Origin of the sequence: Enterobacter sp. T2, assembly GCF_010692925.1 — a bacterium.
Lineage (GTDB): Bacteria > Pseudomonadota > Gammaproteobacteria > Enterobacterales > Enterobacteriaceae > Enterobacter > Enterobacter kobei.
Map to the genome: position 1 here is coordinate 1,125,814 of NZ_CP048736.1, position 16,346 is coordinate 1,142,159.

At 54.2% G+C, this 16,346-nt stretch carries 17 protein-coding genes; 7 read left to right on the top strand and 10 right to left on the bottom strand.

What is annotated here, in order from left to right; genetic code table 11:
* Window positions 1-26: 26 nt before the first annotated feature.
* The 3 genes from G0034_RS05290 to ppiB all read right to left on the bottom strand — a co-directional run bounded on the left by G0034_RS05290 (window position 27) and on the right by ppiB (window position 1,594).
* Window positions 27-236 carry a YdgH/BhsA/McbA-like domain containing protein gene (locus G0034_RS05290; protein ID WP_023336837.1) on the bottom strand — a complete coding sequence of 70 codons (210 nt, stop codon included), beginning with the start codon at window positions 234-236 and terminating at the stop codon, window positions 27-29.
* A 137-nt stretch (window positions 237-373) separates the two neighbouring features.
* Window positions 374-1,096, bottom strand: coding sequence for a UDP-2,3-diacylglucosamine diphosphatase (lpxH, locus tag G0034_RS05295; protein WP_045281673.1), 723 nt, complete (start codon window positions 1,094-1,096; stop codon window positions 374-376).
* 3 nt (window positions 1,097-1,099) lie between these two features.
* A complete protein-coding gene (gene ppiB, locus G0034_RS05300; RefSeq protein ID WP_014882836.1) occupies window positions 1,100-1,594 on the bottom strand; it encodes a peptidylprolyl isomerase B in 495 nt (164 codons plus the stop codon).
* A gap of 175 nt (window positions 1,595-1,769) precedes the next feature.
* Between ppiB and cysS the strand changes: the two genes are divergently transcribed.
* Window positions 1,770-3,155 (top strand): cysteine--tRNA ligase, encoded by a 1,386-nt coding sequence (gene cysS / locus G0034_RS05305; RefSeq protein ID WP_014882837.1) that lies wholly within the window; start codon window positions 1,770-1,772, stop codon window positions 3,153-3,155.
* 89 nt (window positions 3,156-3,244) lie between these two features.
* Here cysS and G0034_RS05310 read toward each other — a convergent pair whose 3' ends face one another.
* From G0034_RS05310 to folD, 5 genes are all read right to left on the bottom strand, one after another.
* Window positions 3,245-3,772 carry a metal-dependent hydrolase gene (locus G0034_RS05310; protein ID WP_179120581.1) on the bottom strand — a complete coding sequence of 176 codons (528 nt, stop codon included), beginning with the start codon at window positions 3,770-3,772 and terminating at the stop codon, window positions 3,245-3,247.
* A 73-nt stretch (window positions 3,773-3,845) separates the two neighbouring features.
* On the bottom strand, window positions 3,846-4,862 hold the full coding sequence (gene malI, locus G0034_RS05315) for a Mal regulon transcriptional regulator MalI (protein WP_047626950.1): 1,017 nt from the start codon (window positions 4,860-4,862) through the stop codon (window positions 3,846-3,848).
* An 86-nt stretch (window positions 4,863-4,948) separates the two neighbouring features.
* Window positions 4,949-6,448 carry a PTS transporter subunit EIIC gene (locus G0034_RS05320; RefSeq protein ID WP_014882840.1) on the bottom strand — a complete coding sequence of 500 codons (1,500 nt, stop codon included), beginning with the start codon at window positions 6,446-6,448 and terminating at the stop codon, window positions 4,949-4,951.
* A 282-nt stretch (window positions 6,449-6,730) separates the two neighbouring features.
* Window positions 6,731-6,943: a ribosome-associated protein YbcJ gene (gene ybcJ, locus G0034_RS05325; RefSeq protein WP_004143016.1), complete on the bottom strand. Its 213-nt coding sequence runs from the start codon at window positions 6,941-6,943 to the stop codon at window positions 6,731-6,733.
* A gap of 1 nt (window position 6,944) precedes the next feature.
* Window positions 6,945-7,811 carry a bifunctional methylenetetrahydrofolate dehydrogenase/methenyltetrahydrofolate cyclohydrolase FolD gene (folD, locus tag G0034_RS05330; RefSeq protein ID WP_014882841.1) on the bottom strand — a complete coding sequence of 289 codons (867 nt, stop codon included), beginning with the start codon at window positions 7,809-7,811 and terminating at the stop codon, window positions 6,945-6,947.
* Between the two features lie 309 nt (window positions 7,812-8,120).
* Between folD and fimA the strand changes: the two genes are divergently transcribed.
* The 6 genes from fimA (at window position 8,121) to sfmF (ending at window position 14,131) form a co-directional block, all read left to right on the top strand.
* Window positions 8,121-8,684, top strand: a complete 564-nt coding sequence (gene fimA, locus G0034_RS05335) for a type 1 fimbrial major subunit FimA (RefSeq protein ID WP_014882842.1) — start codon at window positions 8,121-8,123, stop codon at window positions 8,682-8,684.
* A 67-nt stretch (window positions 8,685-8,751) separates the two neighbouring features.
* Window positions 8,752-9,297 carry a type 1 fimbrial protein subunit FimI gene (gene fimI / locus G0034_RS05340; RefSeq protein ID WP_179120582.1) on the top strand — a complete coding sequence of 182 codons (546 nt, stop codon included), beginning with the start codon at window positions 8,752-8,754 and terminating at the stop codon, window positions 9,295-9,297.
* A 34-nt stretch (window positions 9,298-9,331) separates the two neighbouring features.
* Window positions 9,332-10,024 carry a type 1 fimbria chaperone FimC gene (gene fimC / locus G0034_RS05345; protein WP_014882844.1) on the top strand — a complete coding sequence of 231 codons (693 nt, stop codon included), beginning with the start codon at window positions 9,332-9,334 and terminating at the stop codon, window positions 10,022-10,024.
* A 14-nt stretch (window positions 10,025-10,038) separates the two neighbouring features.
* Entirely contained in the window at window positions 10,039-12,600 is a 2,562-nt protein-coding gene (locus tag G0034_RS05350; RefSeq protein ID WP_179120583.1) for a fimbrial biogenesis usher protein, read from the top strand.
* Complete coding sequence (gene fimH, locus G0034_RS05355; RefSeq protein WP_014882846.1) at window positions 12,593-13,600, top strand: type 1 fimbria D-mannose specific adhesin FimH; 1,008 nt, start codon at window positions 12,593-12,595, stop codon at window positions 13,598-13,600. The genes G0034_RS05350 and fimH overlap by 8 nt, the downstream gene beginning before the upstream one ends.
* 9 nt (window positions 13,601-13,609) lie before the next feature.
* The gene (gene sfmF, locus G0034_RS05360) at window positions 13,610-14,131 is read left to right on the top strand and encodes a fimbria assembly protein (RefSeq protein WP_179120584.1); all 522 of its coding nucleotides are present in this window, start codon (window positions 13,610-13,612) and stop codon (window positions 14,129-14,131) included.
* Window positions 14,132-14,182: 51 nt separating this feature from the next.
* Here sfmF and fimZ read toward each other — a convergent pair whose 3' ends face one another.
* A complete protein-coding gene (gene fimZ, locus G0034_RS05365) occupies window positions 14,183-14,815 on the bottom strand; it encodes a fimbria biosynthesis transcriptional regulator FimZ (protein WP_014882848.1) in 633 nt (210 codons plus the stop codon).
* Between the two features lie 812 nt (window positions 14,816-15,627).
* Complete coding sequence (locus G0034_RS05370) at window positions 15,628-16,344, bottom strand: helix-turn-helix transcriptional regulator (RefSeq protein ID WP_014882850.1); 717 nt, start codon at window positions 16,342-16,344, stop codon at window positions 15,628-15,630.
* Window positions 16,345-16,346 lie beyond the last annotated feature (2 nt).

The window sequence follows — 16,346 nt, forward strand, 5'->3', positions numbered from 1 at the left end:
GGTCTGTTTTCGTCGATGGGCAATCATTATTTAGTCAGTTCTGCCGTCATGTGTACGCGGTTGTTGAACTGGGCGCTCGTGATTTTGTAAGACGCGCCTTGTTCAGCAGCCTGCGCGGCAATTTTCGCTTCTGCACGGTCAAGGGTTGAGGCGGTTGCGCTCACGCTTTGAGCGAAAGAACCGAAAGATACCAGGGAAAGAGCGGCAACTGCAACGAAAGTTTTGATGGATTTCATGGTCGTATTCCTAAAGTATTTTATCTGTGATAGGGCGTGTTGCCCTGATGTGATAAATAATAGGCCGACCACGGGCTGATTAAAATCGAAACAATTTGCCGATATTGTTCAAAAAAATAGAATGATGGTGTGAGGGGTTAAAACGGAAACGCAATCAGCTCAACACCCTCAGGCGTCACTTTGACCATGGAACCTTCGCTGTGCCAGGCACCCAGTACAACGCGATGGGCCGATTCGCCGTTGGCAAGAAGGGAATGAACGTCAGGGCGGTGGGTATGACCGTGGATTAACCACTGAACCCCATGTTTTTCCATTACGCTCACTACGGCCTGCGGATTGACGTCCATGATGGTCATGGATTTACTGCTGTTAGCGGCTTTACTGCCCGCACGCATTCTGGCTGCGATGCGTTTACGGATAAAGAGCGGCAGGGCAAGAAACAGCGTCTGGATCCAGGGGGTGTGAACTTTGGCGCGAAACGCCTGATAGCCGGTATCGTCCGTGCAGAGCGTATCGCCGTGCATAATCAGCAGCCTGCGGCCATAGAGGTCGAGCACCTGTTCTTCCGGCAGCAGCGTCATGCCGCTTTCGCGGGCGTAGCGCTTGCCGAGCAGAAAATCACGGTTGCCGTGAATGAAATAGCAGGGGACACCGGAATCAACCAGCGCCTTAATGGCGGAGGCGATTTCACGATGCAGCGGGTCAGGATCATCGTCGCCAATCCAGGCTTCAAACAGGTCGCCCAGGATGTACAGCGCATCGGCGCTTTTCGCTTCACCGCGTAAAAAACGCAGAAAACCGGCGGTGATCGCCGGTTCTTCTGTTTGCAGATGCAGATCCGCAATAAAGAGTGTCGCCACGAATTACTCGCTGACGGTCACGCTTGTAATCACAACGTCTTCTTTAGGAACGTCCTGGTGCATGCCGCTGCGGCCAGTAGAGACGGCTTTGATCTTATCGACCACGTCCATACCTTCAACCACTTCTGCGAACACGCAGTAGCCCCAACCCTGCAGGCTTTCGCCGGAGAAGTTCAGGAAGTCGTTATCAGCCACGTTGATGAAGAACTGCGCGGTCGCGGAGTGAGGCGCCTGGGTACGGGCCATTGCCAGCGTGCCACGGGTGTTTTTCAGGCCGTTGTTGGCTTCGTTTTTGATCGCTTCTTTCGTCGCTTTCTGCTTCATACCCGGTTCAAAACCGCCACCCTGGATCATAAAGCCGTTGATCACGCGGTGGAAAATGGTGTTGTCGTAGAAACCTTCGCGGCAGTAGTCCAGGAAGTTTTTAACTGTTTCAGGCGCTTTGTCATCAAAGGTTTTGATTACGATATCGCCATGATTAGTGTGGAAAGTAACCATTTTTGCATCCTGTTCCGTTATTGTGGTACGTCGACCCGCGTTCGGGTCACATATAGGGGCTTGTTATAGCATAACCACAGGACGCGATCACCTTGCATTGTGTGCTGATCCTATTCCGAATTATAGGTATTATAGGGAACAAACAACCCACACACGTGTTTACATGGAATCTTCGATGTTAAAAATCTTTAATACAATGACGCGCCAAAAAGAGGAATTTAAACCTATTCATGCCGGGGAAGTCGGCATGTACGTGTGTGGTATTACCGTTTACGATCTCTGTCACATCGGCCATGGGCGCACCTTCGTTGCCTTCGACGTGGTGTCACGTTACCTGCGTTTTTTAGGCTACAACCTGAAGTACGTCCGCAATATCACCGACATCGACGACAAAATCATCAAACGCGCGAATGAAAACGGCGAGAGTTTTGTTGCGCTGGTGGATCGCATGATTGTCGAGATGCACAAAGATTTCGACGCTTTAAACATTCAGCGTCCGGACAGCGAGCCGCGTGCAACTCACCATATTCACGAAATCATTGAGATCACCGAGAAGCTGATCGCACGCGGTCACGCCTATGTGGCGGATAACGGCGACGTGATGTTCTCCGTGCCAACGGACCCGACCTACGGTGCGCTTTCCCGTCAGGATCTGGATCAGCTGCAGGCTGGGGCCCGCGTGGACGTGGTCGACGTGAAGCGTAATCCGATGGACTTCGTGCTGTGGAAGATGTCCAAAGAGGGTGAGCCAAGCTGGCCATCTCCGTGGGGTGAAGGGCGTCCGGGCTGGCACATTGAATGTTCCGCGATGAACTGCAAACAGCTGGGCAAACACTTCGACATTCACGGCGGCGGTTCGGATCTGATGTTCCCGCACCACGAAAACGAAATTGCGCAGTCCACCTGTGCCCACGGCGGCGAGTACGTGAACTACTGGATGCACTCCGGAATGGTGATGGTTGACCGCGAGAAGATGTCAAAATCGCTGGGCAACTTCTTTACCGTGCGCGACGTGCTCAAGTATTACGATGCGGAAACCGTGCGTTACTTCCTGATGTCCGGCCACTATCGCAGCCAGCTGAACTACAGTGAAGAGAACCTGAAGCAGGCGCGTTCGGCGCTGGAACGTCTGTATACCGCGCTGCGCGGTACCGACAAGTCTGTTCCTGCCGCAGGCGGCGACGCCTTCGAAGCCCGCTTTGTTGAGGTGATGAACGACGACTTCAATACTCCGGAAGCCTACTCTGTGCTGTTCGATATGGCGCGCGAAGTGAACCGTCTGAAGTCAGAAGATATGGCGGCGGCGAATGCGCTGGCCTCTCATCTGCGTAAGCTCTCTTCCGTGCTCGGCCTGCTGGAGCAGGAGCCAGACGCCTTCCTGCAGAGCGGTGCGCAGGCGGACGACGGCGAAGTGGCGGAAATTGAAGCCTTGATCAAGGCACGTCTGGAAGCGCGTCAGGCGAAAGACTGGGCGGCGGCAGATGCGGCGCGTAACCGTCTGACCGAGATGGGGATTATTCTGGAAGACGGCCCGCAGGGCACCACCTGGCGTCGTAAGTAATTTTCCCCTTACCCTAACCCTCTCCCACAGGGAGAGGGAATTGTTAGGTTTTCTCCCTCTCCCTGTGGGAGAGGGCCGGGGTGAGGGCATCAGCGCGCACGTTTTCTCCACCACAGCAACCCCATCAGCACCACTCCCGGCAGCCAGACCCACAGCAACTCTGAAATGATCACCTGATGTCCGTACGGCGTGGTATAGCGCGACAGGGCAAACGGCGCGACTTTTATCACCTGCCACGGGGCAAAGAAGCGTTCATCTGACCACGGCCACAGCCAGCCGACCCCTTTTCCGCCGGTCGTCACGGAATCCAGCAGGCTGTGAGACAGCAGTGACACGGTCAGAAAAAGCCAGCAGCGCGTCAGAGGGGTTTTGAACCATCGTCGGCCAATCAGCACGCAAAGTATCGGCACCACAAAGGCAAACAGCAGGGAATGGGTAAAGCCGCGATGGCCGAAAACATTGCCGTAAGCGACGCCGAACTTAAACGCCAGCACGTCGGCGTCCGGCAGCATGGCGAGGACAATTCCGGCAAATAACAGGCGGGGAGCGATGACTTTACTTCCCAGGCCTAAGCCCAGGCAAAGGGGAACAGCTGCGTGAGTGATAACGGTAGGCATTGCATTTATCCATGGCAAATCATGGAAATATAGCAGGGTAATGGCGGAAAATACGCTGAGCTATATTCTGATTTTACGCCGACTCGCGTGCGATAAGCTGCCCGGAGAGGGTGATGCGTTGCGTTTGCAGATCTGGCTCTTTCAGCTTACGGATAATCAGCCCTGCCGCCTGACGCCCGGTTTCATCGCTCGCTGAGGAGACATAGGTCAACGACGGTGAGGTAAGGTTAACGTGAAGCATATCTTCAAAACTGACCAGTGCGACCTGCTGCGTCAGGAACACATCTTTACCCACCGTACGCCCCACCTGGTGAATGCCTGAGATGGAGCCGAGCATGGCATCCGGGGAGTGGCAGAGCAGGGCGGTGATGGTGTTGTTCTTCTCAAGCAACTGGCGCGTTACCATCGCCGCCGCCTGGGTATCATCGGGGCAGGCGGGAGAATATTCGTCACGCCAGACCAGCCCGCTTTGCGTCATGGCACTGCGAAAACCGAGCAGACGTTGCTCGCGGAGAAGACAGCCGTCGCGCCCGCCAATGTAGGCAATATTGCGATGTCCGCGCTCGATAAGATAGCGCGCGGCCAGGTTCGCGGCCTGGCGGTTATCGCGCATGACCAGGTTACATTTTTCATCCAGCAACGACTGGGAAACGACCACCAACGGCAGCGGGCAGTGGCGAATGTGTTCCGGCAGCGTTGCGGTGCGGGTGTCGGACGCCAGATAGATGACACCCGCCACGCCCTGCTGCTTAAACGAGAGCAGGGTGCGTTCAAGATGCTCACGGTCATTCAGTGGCTGACCGAGAAACACCATATAGCCTTGCTTCTCCAGCTCCTGAACAATGCTCGCCATCACCTTGATGGAAAAGCTGTCGCTGAAGTCCCGCAGGATCAGGCCAATTAAATTAGAGGTGTTGGCGCGAAGGTTGGCAGCGGCGACGTTATGAACATAGCCCAGCGTCGTGATGGCGGCGTTGACCTTCCCGATCGTTGCCTCTGAGATTTTCCCTTTCTGGCGCAGCACCAGTGAAACGGTCGAGACCGAGACGCCCGCGTGCTTTGCGACATCAATAATGCTGACTTTCTTCAAAACCGCTCCCTGAAATTAACCGATTATCAGCCAGATAAAGTAATGCGTCCCCCAGCGTACAGGAGACGCATCACGCCGGCATCTTATTATTTGCCAATCATGGTGGACATGGTCTGGGCGATAAACTGTGCTCTGGCACCGAAAATCACCTGAATACCGTTGTCGCCAACGAAGACCACGCCGCGGGCGCCGAGTCCGTTCAGGCCGTCTTTATCCACTGCCTCGCTTTTCGCCACTTCCAGACGCAGGCGGGTAATGCAGGAGCCAACGGAATCAATATTCTGCGCGCCGCCCAGCAGGCTGATAATCTCTGTGGCAAGTTCGGAATCGGACTTGTCATTTGCATTGGCAGTGACATCGGTACGACCCGGGGTTTTGACGTCGAAGCGACGGATCACGAAGCGGAACGTAAAGTAGTAAATCAGCCCCATTGGAATGCCGATGATAATGGCATTCAGGAAGTTGGTCTTGTAACCGTTAAAGGACGGCAGGATCCCGAACGACAGGTAGTCGATAAAGCCCGCCGAGAACGATTTGGCGATATGCGCATGCAACAGGTACATGGTCATGTAGGCCAGGCCCGCCATGATGGCATTAAAGACGTAGAGAATCGGCGCCACGAAGATAAAGGTAAACTCTACCGGTTCGGTGATCCCCGTCAGGAAGCAGGTGAGCGCCGCCGAGAACAGAATACCGGCCGCAATCTTTTTGTTTTTCGTGTGGGCTTCGTGATACATCGCCAGGCACGCCGCAGGCAGCGCGAACAGCATCAGCGGGAATTCACCCTGCATGAATTTACCGGCGTTCTGGTAGGTGTCGCTGCTGAAGGATTTCACCCCTTCTTCCAGCATCTTGAACCAGATGGTCTGGTCGCCATGTATCACCTGGCCTGCCTGAGTTGTGTAATCCCCAAACGAATACCAGAACGACGGATACCAGATATGGTGCAGACCGAGGGGGATTAGCGCACGCTCCACCAGGCCGAAGATAAAGGTCGAGGCCGCCTGGTTATCGCCGTTAACAATCACCGAGAGTGCGTCGATACCGGCCTGAATATGCTGCCAGACGTACGGCAGCAACAGCCCCATCAGGAACGAGAGGAACGCGGTGGCAATCGCCACGAAGCGCTTACCGGAGAAGAAGCCAAGGAACTCCGGCAGCTGCATGGTGTGGAAGCGGTTAAAACACCAGGCCGCAAGGATACCGCAGATCAGGCCGCCGAAGACGCCCATCTGCAGCGTGGGTATGCCGACCACCATGGCGTATTTCCCGCCCTGCGAGGCCATTTCCGGCGTGATGCTCAGCACGGTGCTGATGGTGATGTTGGTGACAAACACCGAGACCGCCGCAGAGAGCGCCGCAATACCGGACTCTGACGCCAGGCCCACGGCGGAGCCAATGGCGAACAGCATCGGCAGGTTGTCAAAAATCACCCCGCCCGCGTTCATCATCAGCGGCAGATGGAACTTGTCGCCGAAGGCCAGCAGCAGGCCCGCAGCGGGAAGCAGTGAAATTGGCAGCATTAAGGCGCGACCAATCATCGATAACTTAGACAGCGATTTAACAAACCCTGATATCAGACCCATGCTGATTTCCCCCGAGTAGCGCTTTTTTTGGCGCTGTTATTGTAAGTAGAACGTTTTAGTAGAACGTTCTACTTATCGTGGAGAAAGCCTGAAATACGCGCAACTGAATTCTCACCTTTCAACAGATGAAATAGTGATTATTTGAAGTTGATCGATAATTAACCGTGATGATTGTGGGGGGATGGTGAGAGAAATCGCCGGGTGCGGCTTCGCCTTACCCGGCCTACAAATGGAGACAGTACGTAGGCCCGGTAAGCGCAGCGCCACCGGGCATCAGACGGCTCAGGCCGTAACCGTCACGCTCTGTCCTTCAAAACTCACGGTCTGGCCCGCGACAATTTTGCAGCGCTTACGGGTTTCCACCGCGCCGTCGACTTTTACCAGTCCATCGGCAATGGCGATTTTGGCCTGCGCGCCGCTTTCGCTCCAGCCTTCCAGCTTCAGCAGATCGCACAGCTCTACGTGCGGGTGTTTACCTAATGAAAATGTCGCCATCTTACGCGTCCTCTACGTCGTGATACTCTTCGCATGCCTGCAACGTATTCTGAATCAGTGTTGCTACGGTCATTGGGCCTACGCCGCCCGGTACTGGCGTGATGTAAGAGGCGCGTGCCGCCGCATCTTCATATACCACGTCGCCGACCACTTTGCCGTTTTCCAGACGGTTAATACCGACGTCCACGACAATTGCGCCTTCTTTGATCCACTCTCCAGGAATAAAGCCCGGCTTGCCAACCGCCACGATCAGCAGATCGGCGTTCTCGACGTGGTGACGCAGGTTTTTGGTGAAGCGGTGGGTCACGGTGGTCGTGCAGCCAGCCAGCAGCAGCTCCATGCTCATCGGGCGGCCCACGATGTTGGACGCACCGATGACAACGGCGTTAAGACCGTAAGTGTCGATGTTATAGCGCTCCAGCAGCGTCACGATACCTCGCGGGGTACATGGGCGCAGACGCGGCGCGCGCTGGCACAGACGACCCACGTTGTACGGATGGAAACCGTCAACGTCTTTATCCGGAGCGATACGCTCCAGCACCTTCACGTTGTCGATGCCTGCTGGCAGCGGCAATTGAACCAGAATACCGTCGATCTCTTTATCGGCGTTCAGGGTGTCAATCAGTTCCAGCAGTTCCGCTTCGCTGGTGGTTTCAGGCAAATCGTAAGAGCGGGAGACGAACCCCACCTCTTCACACGCTTTGCGCTTGCTACCGACATAAATCTGCGATGCCGGGTTGCTACCAACCAGCACAACGGCGAGCCCGGGAGCGCGTTTTCCGGCAACTTTACGTGCCTTCACTTTTTCCGCGACCTCAGAGCGCACCTGCTGCGCAATCGTTTTACCGTCAATTATCTTTGCTGCCATCAGAGAGATGATTCCGTCTGTAACGTTTGAAAGGGGGGATTGCCTGTATTTTGTCAGAAGCGAGCGCCGCTGTCAGTCACCCTTTACGCGTTTTTATCAGCGAGACGCAAAAACCCTTCTTAGTGGGTGGTCAATTTCTTAGGCAGTATTAGGATGTGACCTGGCGAAATGGCAGCGTTTTGACATATTTAAAAACCTATTCCTGCGCTACTTTGTCTCCTCCGAAATAAGCTTTCAATTAATCAATTGAACGTATTTCTTATTCCCGATTTTCGCGGGAAGGGTTATTTACATTTTAAAGGAATAGACATGAAACTCAGCAACATTGCTTCTACTGTTATTGCTACACTGGCCCTGGTCGCGGGTGCCGCTCATGCTGAAGATCCAGCCACGCCGGTAACCGTAAATGGCGGTACCGTGCATTTTAAAGGTGAACTGGTTAATGCTGCTTGTTCAGTAAATACTGATTCTTCCGAGCAGACCGTTAATCTCGGTCAGTATCGTACCGCGAAATTCACCAAAGTGGGCGACACCACCTCTAATATTCCATTCAACATTGAGCTGAATGACTGCGATCCGCTGGTCGCTAAAACCGCTGCGGTTGCCTTCACCGGTCAGATCGACCCAACCGACAAAACCCTGCTGGCCGTGACGTCCGGTAACAACGACAACACCGCAAAAGGCGTGGGTATCGAGATCCTCGACAGCAAATCCAGCGTGCTGACCCCAGACGGTGCGACCTTCTCGGCCGCTCAGACGCTGATTGAAGGGACTAACACCCTGAAATTCACCGCGCGTTATAAATCAACGGCTGCGACCACTGAGCCTGGCCAGGCGAACGCTGACGCCACCTTCGTAATGAAATACGAATAATTCCCTCGCACAAGGATGTTCAGGCCTCAGGGATGAGGCCGTCATACGCAAATGCCAGGAATGAAGGATGACAAGGACTGGAACACTACTGCTGTTAACCCTTGCGATGGCTGGCCCGGCATCGGCACATACCGTGGTGATCGACGGTGGCAAAGTGCATCTTCGCGGGGAGCTGGTAAACGGCGGCTGCGCCGTGGCACCCGACAGCCAGAATATGCGCATCGACATGGGGCAGTACCGAACCAATTCATTTTCCGGTGTGGGCAGTTTCTCAACGGTTAACGTGCCCTTCACCGTGCGACTGCTGGATTGCAGCGTGGATGTCTCGCGCACCGTAGGGATCCAGTTTCAGGGTGTTACACCAGAGGAAGATCCGCAGGTTTTTCTGGCGACATCGCGGCCAGGCGAAACACCTGTCAGCAGCGGCGTGGGACTGGCGCTTTTTGATGAACAGCAACGTCAGATTATCCCAAATGCAACGGCCGTCAGCTGGTTGCCGGTGAATACCAGCGAGCTCGCATTTCATTTTAGCGCCCGCTATCGCGCTATTTCCGAACACCTCGTGCCAGGCAATATTCAGTCGGATATCTGGTTTACGTTGATTTATCCATAACACCTGCGAACACATTATTAAAGGTACGGTTTTGATGAATATGCTAATTAAACCAGGACTGATGTTATCGTTTATTTTAATGATGGTTTCTACTTGCGCGAATGCTTCCGGCGGTATTGCGCTGGGGGCCACACGCGTTATTTACCCGGCGGATGCAAAGCAAACGTCGCTGGCGATCACCAACAGCAATAAACAAGAACGCTATTTAATTAACGCGTGGATCGAAAATGCAAACGGGCAGAAGGAGAAAACCTTTGCCGTCACGCCGCCGCTGTTTGTTAGCGAGCCGGACAGTGAAAACACGCTGCGTATTATTTACGCCGGACCAGCGCTGCCCGCCGATCGCGAGTCGCTCTTTTACATGAACGTGAAGGCGATCCCGTCAGTGAACAAAGCAAAAACAGAAAACAATAACGTGCTGCAGCTGGCAATCCTTTCGCGTATCAAACTGTTTGTACGCCCGAATAATCTGGCGATGCAGCCAGAAGAGGCACTCTCTCAACTGCGTTTTGAGCGCGTTGGTAACCATCTCAAGGTCAGCAATGCGTCTCCTTACTACATCACCCTGGTCAACCTGAAGCTGGGCGGTCAGACGCTGGAGAACCTGATGGTGGCACCGAAAAACTCGGCTCAGCAGGTGCTGCCAGCCGGTGCCAGCGGTACGCTCTCATGGCAGAGCGTGAACGACTACGGTGCCATTACACCGGCGCGTAGCGTCAACCTGTGAGCAGAGACAGGGCGATGAAAAACCATCAGGGACGTTACTGCCCGGTTGCGCTGGCGCTGATGGCCGCGCTCTGGCCCCAGGCTGGCTGGAGCGAAAGCTACTTCAACCCGGCCTTCTTGTCTGACGATACTGCCAGCGTGGCGGATTTGTCGCGTTTTGAACAAGGACACCAGCAGGCACCCGGCGTTTATCGCGTGGATATCTGGCGTAACGATGAGTTTATCGGCACTCAGGACGTGCGTTTTGAGCAGGCTGAGAACACGCCACCGGTGGCGGGCGGTCTGACCCCGTGCATTACGCGCGCGATGCTCGATCGCTTTGGCGTCAACGTTGCGGCGTTTCCCGAACTGGCTAACGTGCAGGGCGAAACCTGCGTTCCGTTGACCACGGCCATTCCCGGCAGCGAAACGGTATTTAACTTTGCCTCACAGCGTCTGAACGTCAGCCTGCCGCAGGTGGCGATGCAAAACAGTGCGCGCGGCTACATCCCGCCCGAACAGTGGGATGAAGGTATTCCCGCCGCCCTGGTGAACTACAGCTTCACGGGCAACCGGGGAAGCGAAGACGACAGCTACTATCTCAACCTGCAGAGCGGGCTGAACTATGGTGCCTGGCGTTTACGTAACAACGGCGCATGGCGTTACACCCAGAATAACGGGCAGCGGCACAGTGAGTGGGAGAATATTGGCACCTGGGCGCAGCGCACCGTTATCCCGCTCAAAAGCGAACTGGTGCTGGGCGACAGCAATACCGGGAATGATGTTTTCGACAGCGTCGGTTTTCGCGGCGGACGACTTTACTCGTCCGACAGCATGTACCCGGATAGCCTGCAGGGCTACGCCCCAACCGTGCGCGGTATTGCCAGGACGCCAGCCAAAGTCGTGGTGCGTCAAAACGGCTACGTTATCTATCAAAGCTACGTTCAGCCTGGTGCCTTTGCCATCACCGATCTTAACCCGACCTCCTCAAGCGGTGACCTGGAGGTGACGGTGGAAGAGAAAGACGGCAGCCAGCAGCGCTACATTGTGCCGTATTCCACCGTCCCGCTGCTGCAGCGAGAAGGGCGCTGGAAATACGATCTCGTGGCGGGGGACTATCGCAGCGGTAACAGCGACCAGGATACGCCGTTCTTCACCCAGGGCACCCTGGTGACCGGTCTTGCCAACGGCTTTACCCTGTATGGCGGTACGCAGCTGGCGTCACGCTATACCGCGCTGGCCGTCGGGGCCGGGAAAAACCTCGGTGACTGGGGCGCGGTATCGGTCGATATCACTCATGCCCGCAGCCAGCTCGCGGACGACAGTAAGCACGAAGGGCAGTCGCTGCGTTTTCTTTATGCCAAATCGCTCAACGGCTTCGGCACCAACTTCCAGCTGCTGGGCTACCGCTACTCCACCAAAGGGTTTTACACCCTGGATGATGTCGCCTGGCGCTCAATGGAAGGCTATCAGTATGCCGATAATCAGGACGGTAACGATGTGCCTGACGTACAGAGTTATCACAACCTGACGTGGAACAAAAAAGGCCGCTTTCAGCTCAACGTCTCTCAGTCACTGGGGGATTACGGCTCGGTCTATATTTCCGGGAGTGAGCAAACCTACTGGGGGACGGACGAAACGAACCTCTGGTATCAGCTGGGTTACGCGGGGGGCGTGAAGGGGATCAACTATTCCGTCTCGTGGTCGTGGAACAAATCCGTCGGGATCGACGGGACTGACCGGATCGCGTCGTTCAACGTCTCCGTGCCGTTTAGCTTGTTTACCCGTCAGGGCTATCGCCGGGACAGCGCGATTGACCGCGCCTACGCCACGGCATCCGCCAGCCGAAACAGTGAGGGTGATACCAGCTGGCAAACCGGCGTCAGCGGCACGCTGCTGGAGGACCGCAACCTGAACTACAGCGTGACCCAGGGACACGCCAGCACCAACGGCTCAAGCGGAAGCGCCAGCGCCAACTGGCAGGCAACCTACGGCACGCTGGGGGTGGGCTACAACTATTCCCGCGATCAGCACGATTTCAACTGGCAGCTCTCCGGCGGGGTGGTCGGCCATGCTGATGGCGTGACCTTTAGCCAGCCGCTGGGCGACACCAACGTGCTGATCAAAGCCCCGGGGGCATCAGGCGTCAGCGTGGAAAACCAGACCGGCGTGAAGACCGACTGGCGCGGCTATGCGGTGATGCCGTATGCCACCGTCTATCGCTATAACCGCGTGGCGCTGGATACCAATACCATGAGCAACAACACCGATATCGAAAATAACGTGAGCAGCGTGGTGCCGACCAAAGGCGCACTGGTGCGCGCCAGCTTTGACACCCGTATTGGCGTGCGTGCCCTGCTGACCGTCACACGTGGTAACCAGCCCGTGCCGTTCGGCGCCGTGGTGCGTGAAACCCAGAGTGGCGTGACCAGCATGGTGGGGGATGACGGGCAAATTTACCTGAGTGGGCTGCCGCTCGAAGGCGAACTGCTGATCCAGTGGGGGAACGGGGCACAGTCCCAGTGCCGTGCGCCTTACAGCTTGCCTGAAAAGAGCCTGCAACAGGCAATCACACTTAAGGGGATCCGCTGTGATTAAAATCCACATTTTTGCTTTATCACTTCTGGCTTTACTGCCCGCGTCAGACGCACTGGCGACCGTGTGCGTCAACGAAAATGGCGTTCCGACAGAGGTGTACTACGACCTGACGGATAAATTCAACAGCTCGAATAACCAGGTGGGTCAGATTGTGACCCTCAGCGAAAAATCGCAATGGGTGGGGGTGAATGCCGTCTGCCCGAAGGGCACGACCGGCAATACCACCAGACGCAGCTACGTCACGGATTACCCGATCACCGGGACCAGCGATCGCTACCAGTATCTGAAGCTTAACGACTATCTGGATGGGGCCATGAAAATCACGGACAGCTATGCTGGCGAGTTTTACCCCCCGCAAAACTATATCCAGATGGGGAGCCATCCGAACGTCTCAAAAAACAAACCGTTTGGCGTTAAGGATTCCAACCTGGTTTTCCGTCTTAAGGTGACCCGGCGTTTTATCAACATGGTGGTGATCCCGCGTGCCACGATGTTCCGTGTTTACGTGACTACGACCGCCTCTGACCCGTTAACCACACCGGTCTATACCATCAGCTACAGCGGAACCATTCAGGTACCGCAAAGCTGCGCAATCAATGCCGGTAATGTGGTTGAGTTTGATTTCGGGGACATTGGCGCCTCCTTGTTCAGCAAAGCGGGCGCGGGTAACAAGCCGGAAGGGGTTTCATCGCAGAGTAAAACCATCGCGATTAAATGCACTAACGTAGAGGCGAATGCCATGCTGACGATGCGCGTTGAGGCTGAAAAGGTCTCCAGTAATGCACTGGTATCGGATAACCCGGATGTGGGGTTCATCATTGCCAACGAGAGTGGTACGCCGTTAACGCCTAACAACCTGACGAGCAAAATTCCGTTCCGTCTGGACGACAGCGCGCAGGCGCAGGTGGGGATCCGGGTCTGGCCAGTGAGCGTGACGGGCAATAAGCCCGCAGAAGGGCGCTTTACCTCGCGCGGGTATTTGCGTGTGGATTACGACTAAGGAGCCGATATGCTAAACGGGATCCGTTTTATCACCGTAGCGATCTTTGCGCTTTGCACACAGGCTCAGGCGGAAACCGCGTTGGGCGAAATTAACATTCAGCTCTACGGCAATATCGTTGATTTTACCTGCGTGGCCGAGGGGAACGACAGTGACAAAACCGTCACGCTGGGCACCTGGCCCACGAAGCAGCTCAGCACTACCGGGAGCCGCACGCAGCCCATGCCTTTTACGCTGAAACTGACCGGCTGTCCGCCAGGGGCCGCGTCCATTACGTTTTCCGGTAAAGCTGACGGGAGCAACAACGGGTTGCTGGCACTGAACGACGCCAGCACGGCAAGCCGCGTCGCCGTCGAGATCAGGGATGCGGATAAATCGCGTCTGGATCTCCAGCAGGCCAGCCAGCCGGTCACGGTCGATGCGCAGGGGAATGCGACACTGTCATTTTATGCCAATTATATTGCTACTGCCGATAACCCTCAGCCCGGAAAGGCTGATGCTGATGCGACCTTCATGATTAATTATAATTAGCACTGACCGCACTCCCTGCAGCTCAGATAAACTGCAGGGAGTGAATTCAGGTTATAGCAGTTCGTGTGCTTTAGCGTAATCAATTAATTCCACGATGCTTTGCACCCCCAGCTTGGAATAAATATTGGATTTGTGCGCACTAATGGTCTTGTTGCTTAATAGCAATTGCTCCGCAATTTCCTTATTGGACAGCCCATTCGCCAGATAACGTAATACCGTAACCTCGCGATTCGATAACGGCATATCTGCCAGCTCTCCCTTTCCCGACCCCATATGGTTTATAAAATTCAGCGTCTCCGACGGGAAAAAAGAATAGCCCATCAGGATCATCTCTACGGCGTTGTAGATCTCACCCAAATCTTTTCGTTTACTGACAAAGCCGTTGGCCCCGGCGCGTATGGCACGTCCGGCGTAAAACAGTTCTGATTTAGATGATAAGAAAAGAACCTTAATGTCTTTATTTAAGTTTTTGATTCTCTTAAGTAAAGCAAAGGCATCTGTGCCCGTAAGTTCAATGTCAAGGATCACCAAATCGATAGGGTGATTGCGGATGCAGTCAAGAACTTCATGGCTATCGCCAGACTTAAGCTTGACGATGATATTCTTATTTTTCTGTAGCAGGACTTCTATCGACATTCTGACGATAGGATGTTCGTCCATAATGATAACGGATGCCGGTTTCATTTTTAATGCCTCAGATTGTTAAAAGCGTTATGTAGAGTTTTGTAAAACTCTCGAAATGCCGGAAGGATATAATGAGCAGATCCCTATACCGTAGTATTTCCCTGGAAAGAGCGAAAGCATCCCTGTTTACGTAATGAAAAGAACTCTGCCTCAGCGCGGTCGTCTCATTTGGCTGGTGTTGGCAAAAAGGTTTTTCTTATTCAATTTTGATACGCATCTTATTATACAGGGTAAGTTTTTTCCGAAAACCCTGTAAATTACGTTCCGCTTATTGGTTTGTATTATCTTCTGGATCTGAATGGCCTCCTTTTTAAATTTAGCGGAATTATCCTGGTATCCCATTTACCGCATCTTTTCATCTTTATGTAATAACAAAAAATAACAGATGTCTCTTTATGTTGCAAAAATGTTAATGAAATGGCGTCTCGATTTCAGGCAGGATCTTGAGAAGAGGAGGCGAAAAAGTGCCCTCTCAGGGCCTCAGACCTTCATCTGAAAGTCCTTAAGCGATATCAACGTCGCTCCAGGATCGTACAGGAGAACGTGCTGCCAGCTTCGCTTCCCGCTCCTGGTGCGTAAAGGGAAGCTGCTTGTTTTTACATCATTATCATCTCGTTAACGCCTTCTGCATTCACTTAACGGATGGAGGAAAGTGCTGCAGTTGATTCAATCTGTGACATTTCACATGGTTCAAGGCCATAAATTAGGAATAGTTATAAAATCGACTTTATTGTTAATATTTAACATTAAATTAACATAATGGGTAAGTAAATTCTTAAAGCGCTTTAGGAAATAAGGGGTTAGGACGTAAGTTAAAACGAGCAGTCTGAGAGGTTATTAAGAAGGTGTAACAATTCCTGGCGATGGCTCAGCCCGAGCTTCATCAGGATGCAGCTGAGGCGATAGATAATGCGGCTATAGGGACGATTCTGCAGAAGGGCAATCTGTCGTAACGTCTTGCCACGGGCAAGCTCCTGCAAAATGGGCCATTCGTTGCGCGAGAACCAGTCTCTATCGGAGCCCTGAAGGGGGCGGGGTTCCATCAGGCTGTGCTGAAGCCCTGCTGCGTTCATCTGACGTTCGAGCACATGAAAAGGACCTGCCGCTTTGCAGAAGAGACGTGCGTCATAATTATCAGCCCGGATCAGCAGCCACGGCGTCAGGAAGGGGGGATACAGGCTATGTCTTCTTAACTGATCCAGCTGATCAATCAGCCCCGTGGAACGGCTTTCAATATCCACTACCAGACGGGCCGAGGGCCATTGGCTCTGCGCACCCAGCGCATCGTCCAGCGAAGTGAAGTCGCAACAGCTGCTTAGCGGAAACTGCCCATTGAGAAAACCGGAGCGCAAAAAATTGTCCTCCGTTACCAGGATGATAAACGGGGCATCGGTTTTTCGGGGCTGGTTGATGGACTGGCTCAAAAACTCGAGTCGGTCGAAAAAGGGGGGGGCAAAAGGTGAGTGCGTAAATCCCAGTGCATCACTTCCTGTACGCCGCCGCCGGTAACGGCGCACTGTCATTCGCATGG

Bases quoted from the DNA above. Each gene is read 5' to 3' on its own strand.
- G0034_RS05290 (WP_023336837.1), bottom strand. From the start codon at position 236: ATGAAATCCATCAAAACTTTCGTTGCAGTTGCCGCTCTTTCCCTGGTA.
- ppiB (WP_014882836.1), bottom strand. From the start codon at position 1,594: ATGGTTACTTTCCACACTAATCATGGCGATATCGTAATCAAAACCTTT.
- cysS (WP_014882837.1), top strand. From the start codon at position 1,770: ATGTTAAAAATCTTTAATACAATGACGCGCCAAAAAGAGGAATTTAAA.
- G0034_RS05310 (WP_179120581.1), bottom strand. From the start codon at position 3,772: ATGCCTACCGTTATCACTCACGCAGCTGTTCCCCTTTGCCTGGGCTTA.
- G0034_RS05320 (WP_014882840.1), bottom strand. From the start codon at position 6,448: ATGGGTCTGATATCAGGGTTTGTTAAATCGCTGTCTAAGTTATCGATG.
- ybcJ (WP_004143016.1), bottom strand. From the start codon at position 6,943: ATGGCGACATTTTCATTAGGTAAACACCCGCACGTAGAGCTGTGCGAT.
- folD (WP_014882841.1), bottom strand. From the start codon at position 7,811: ATGGCAGCAAAGATAATTGACGGTAAAACGATTGCGCAGCAGGTGCGC.
- fimA (WP_014882842.1), top strand. From the start codon at position 8,121: ATGAAACTCAGCAACATTGCTTCTACTGTTATTGCTACACTGGCCCTG.
- fimI (WP_179120582.1), top strand. From the start codon at position 8,752: ATGACAAGGACTGGAACACTACTGCTGTTAACCCTTGCGATGGCTGGC.
- fimC (WP_014882844.1), top strand. From the start codon at position 9,332: ATGAATATGCTAATTAAACCAGGACTGATGTTATCGTTTATTTTAATG.
- G0034_RS05350 (WP_179120583.1), top strand. From the start codon at position 10,039: ATGAAAAACCATCAGGGACGTTACTGCCCGGTTGCGCTGGCGCTGATG.
- sfmF (WP_179120584.1), top strand. From the start codon at position 13,610: ATGCTAAACGGGATCCGTTTTATCACCGTAGCGATCTTTGCGCTTTGC.
- fimZ (WP_014882848.1), bottom strand. From the start codon at position 14,815: ATGAAACCGGCATCCGTTATCATTATGGACGAACATCCTATCGTCAGA.
- G0034_RS05370 (WP_014882850.1), bottom strand. From the start codon at position 16,344: ATGCGAATGACAGTGCGCCGTTACCGGCGGCGGCGTACAGGAAGTGAT.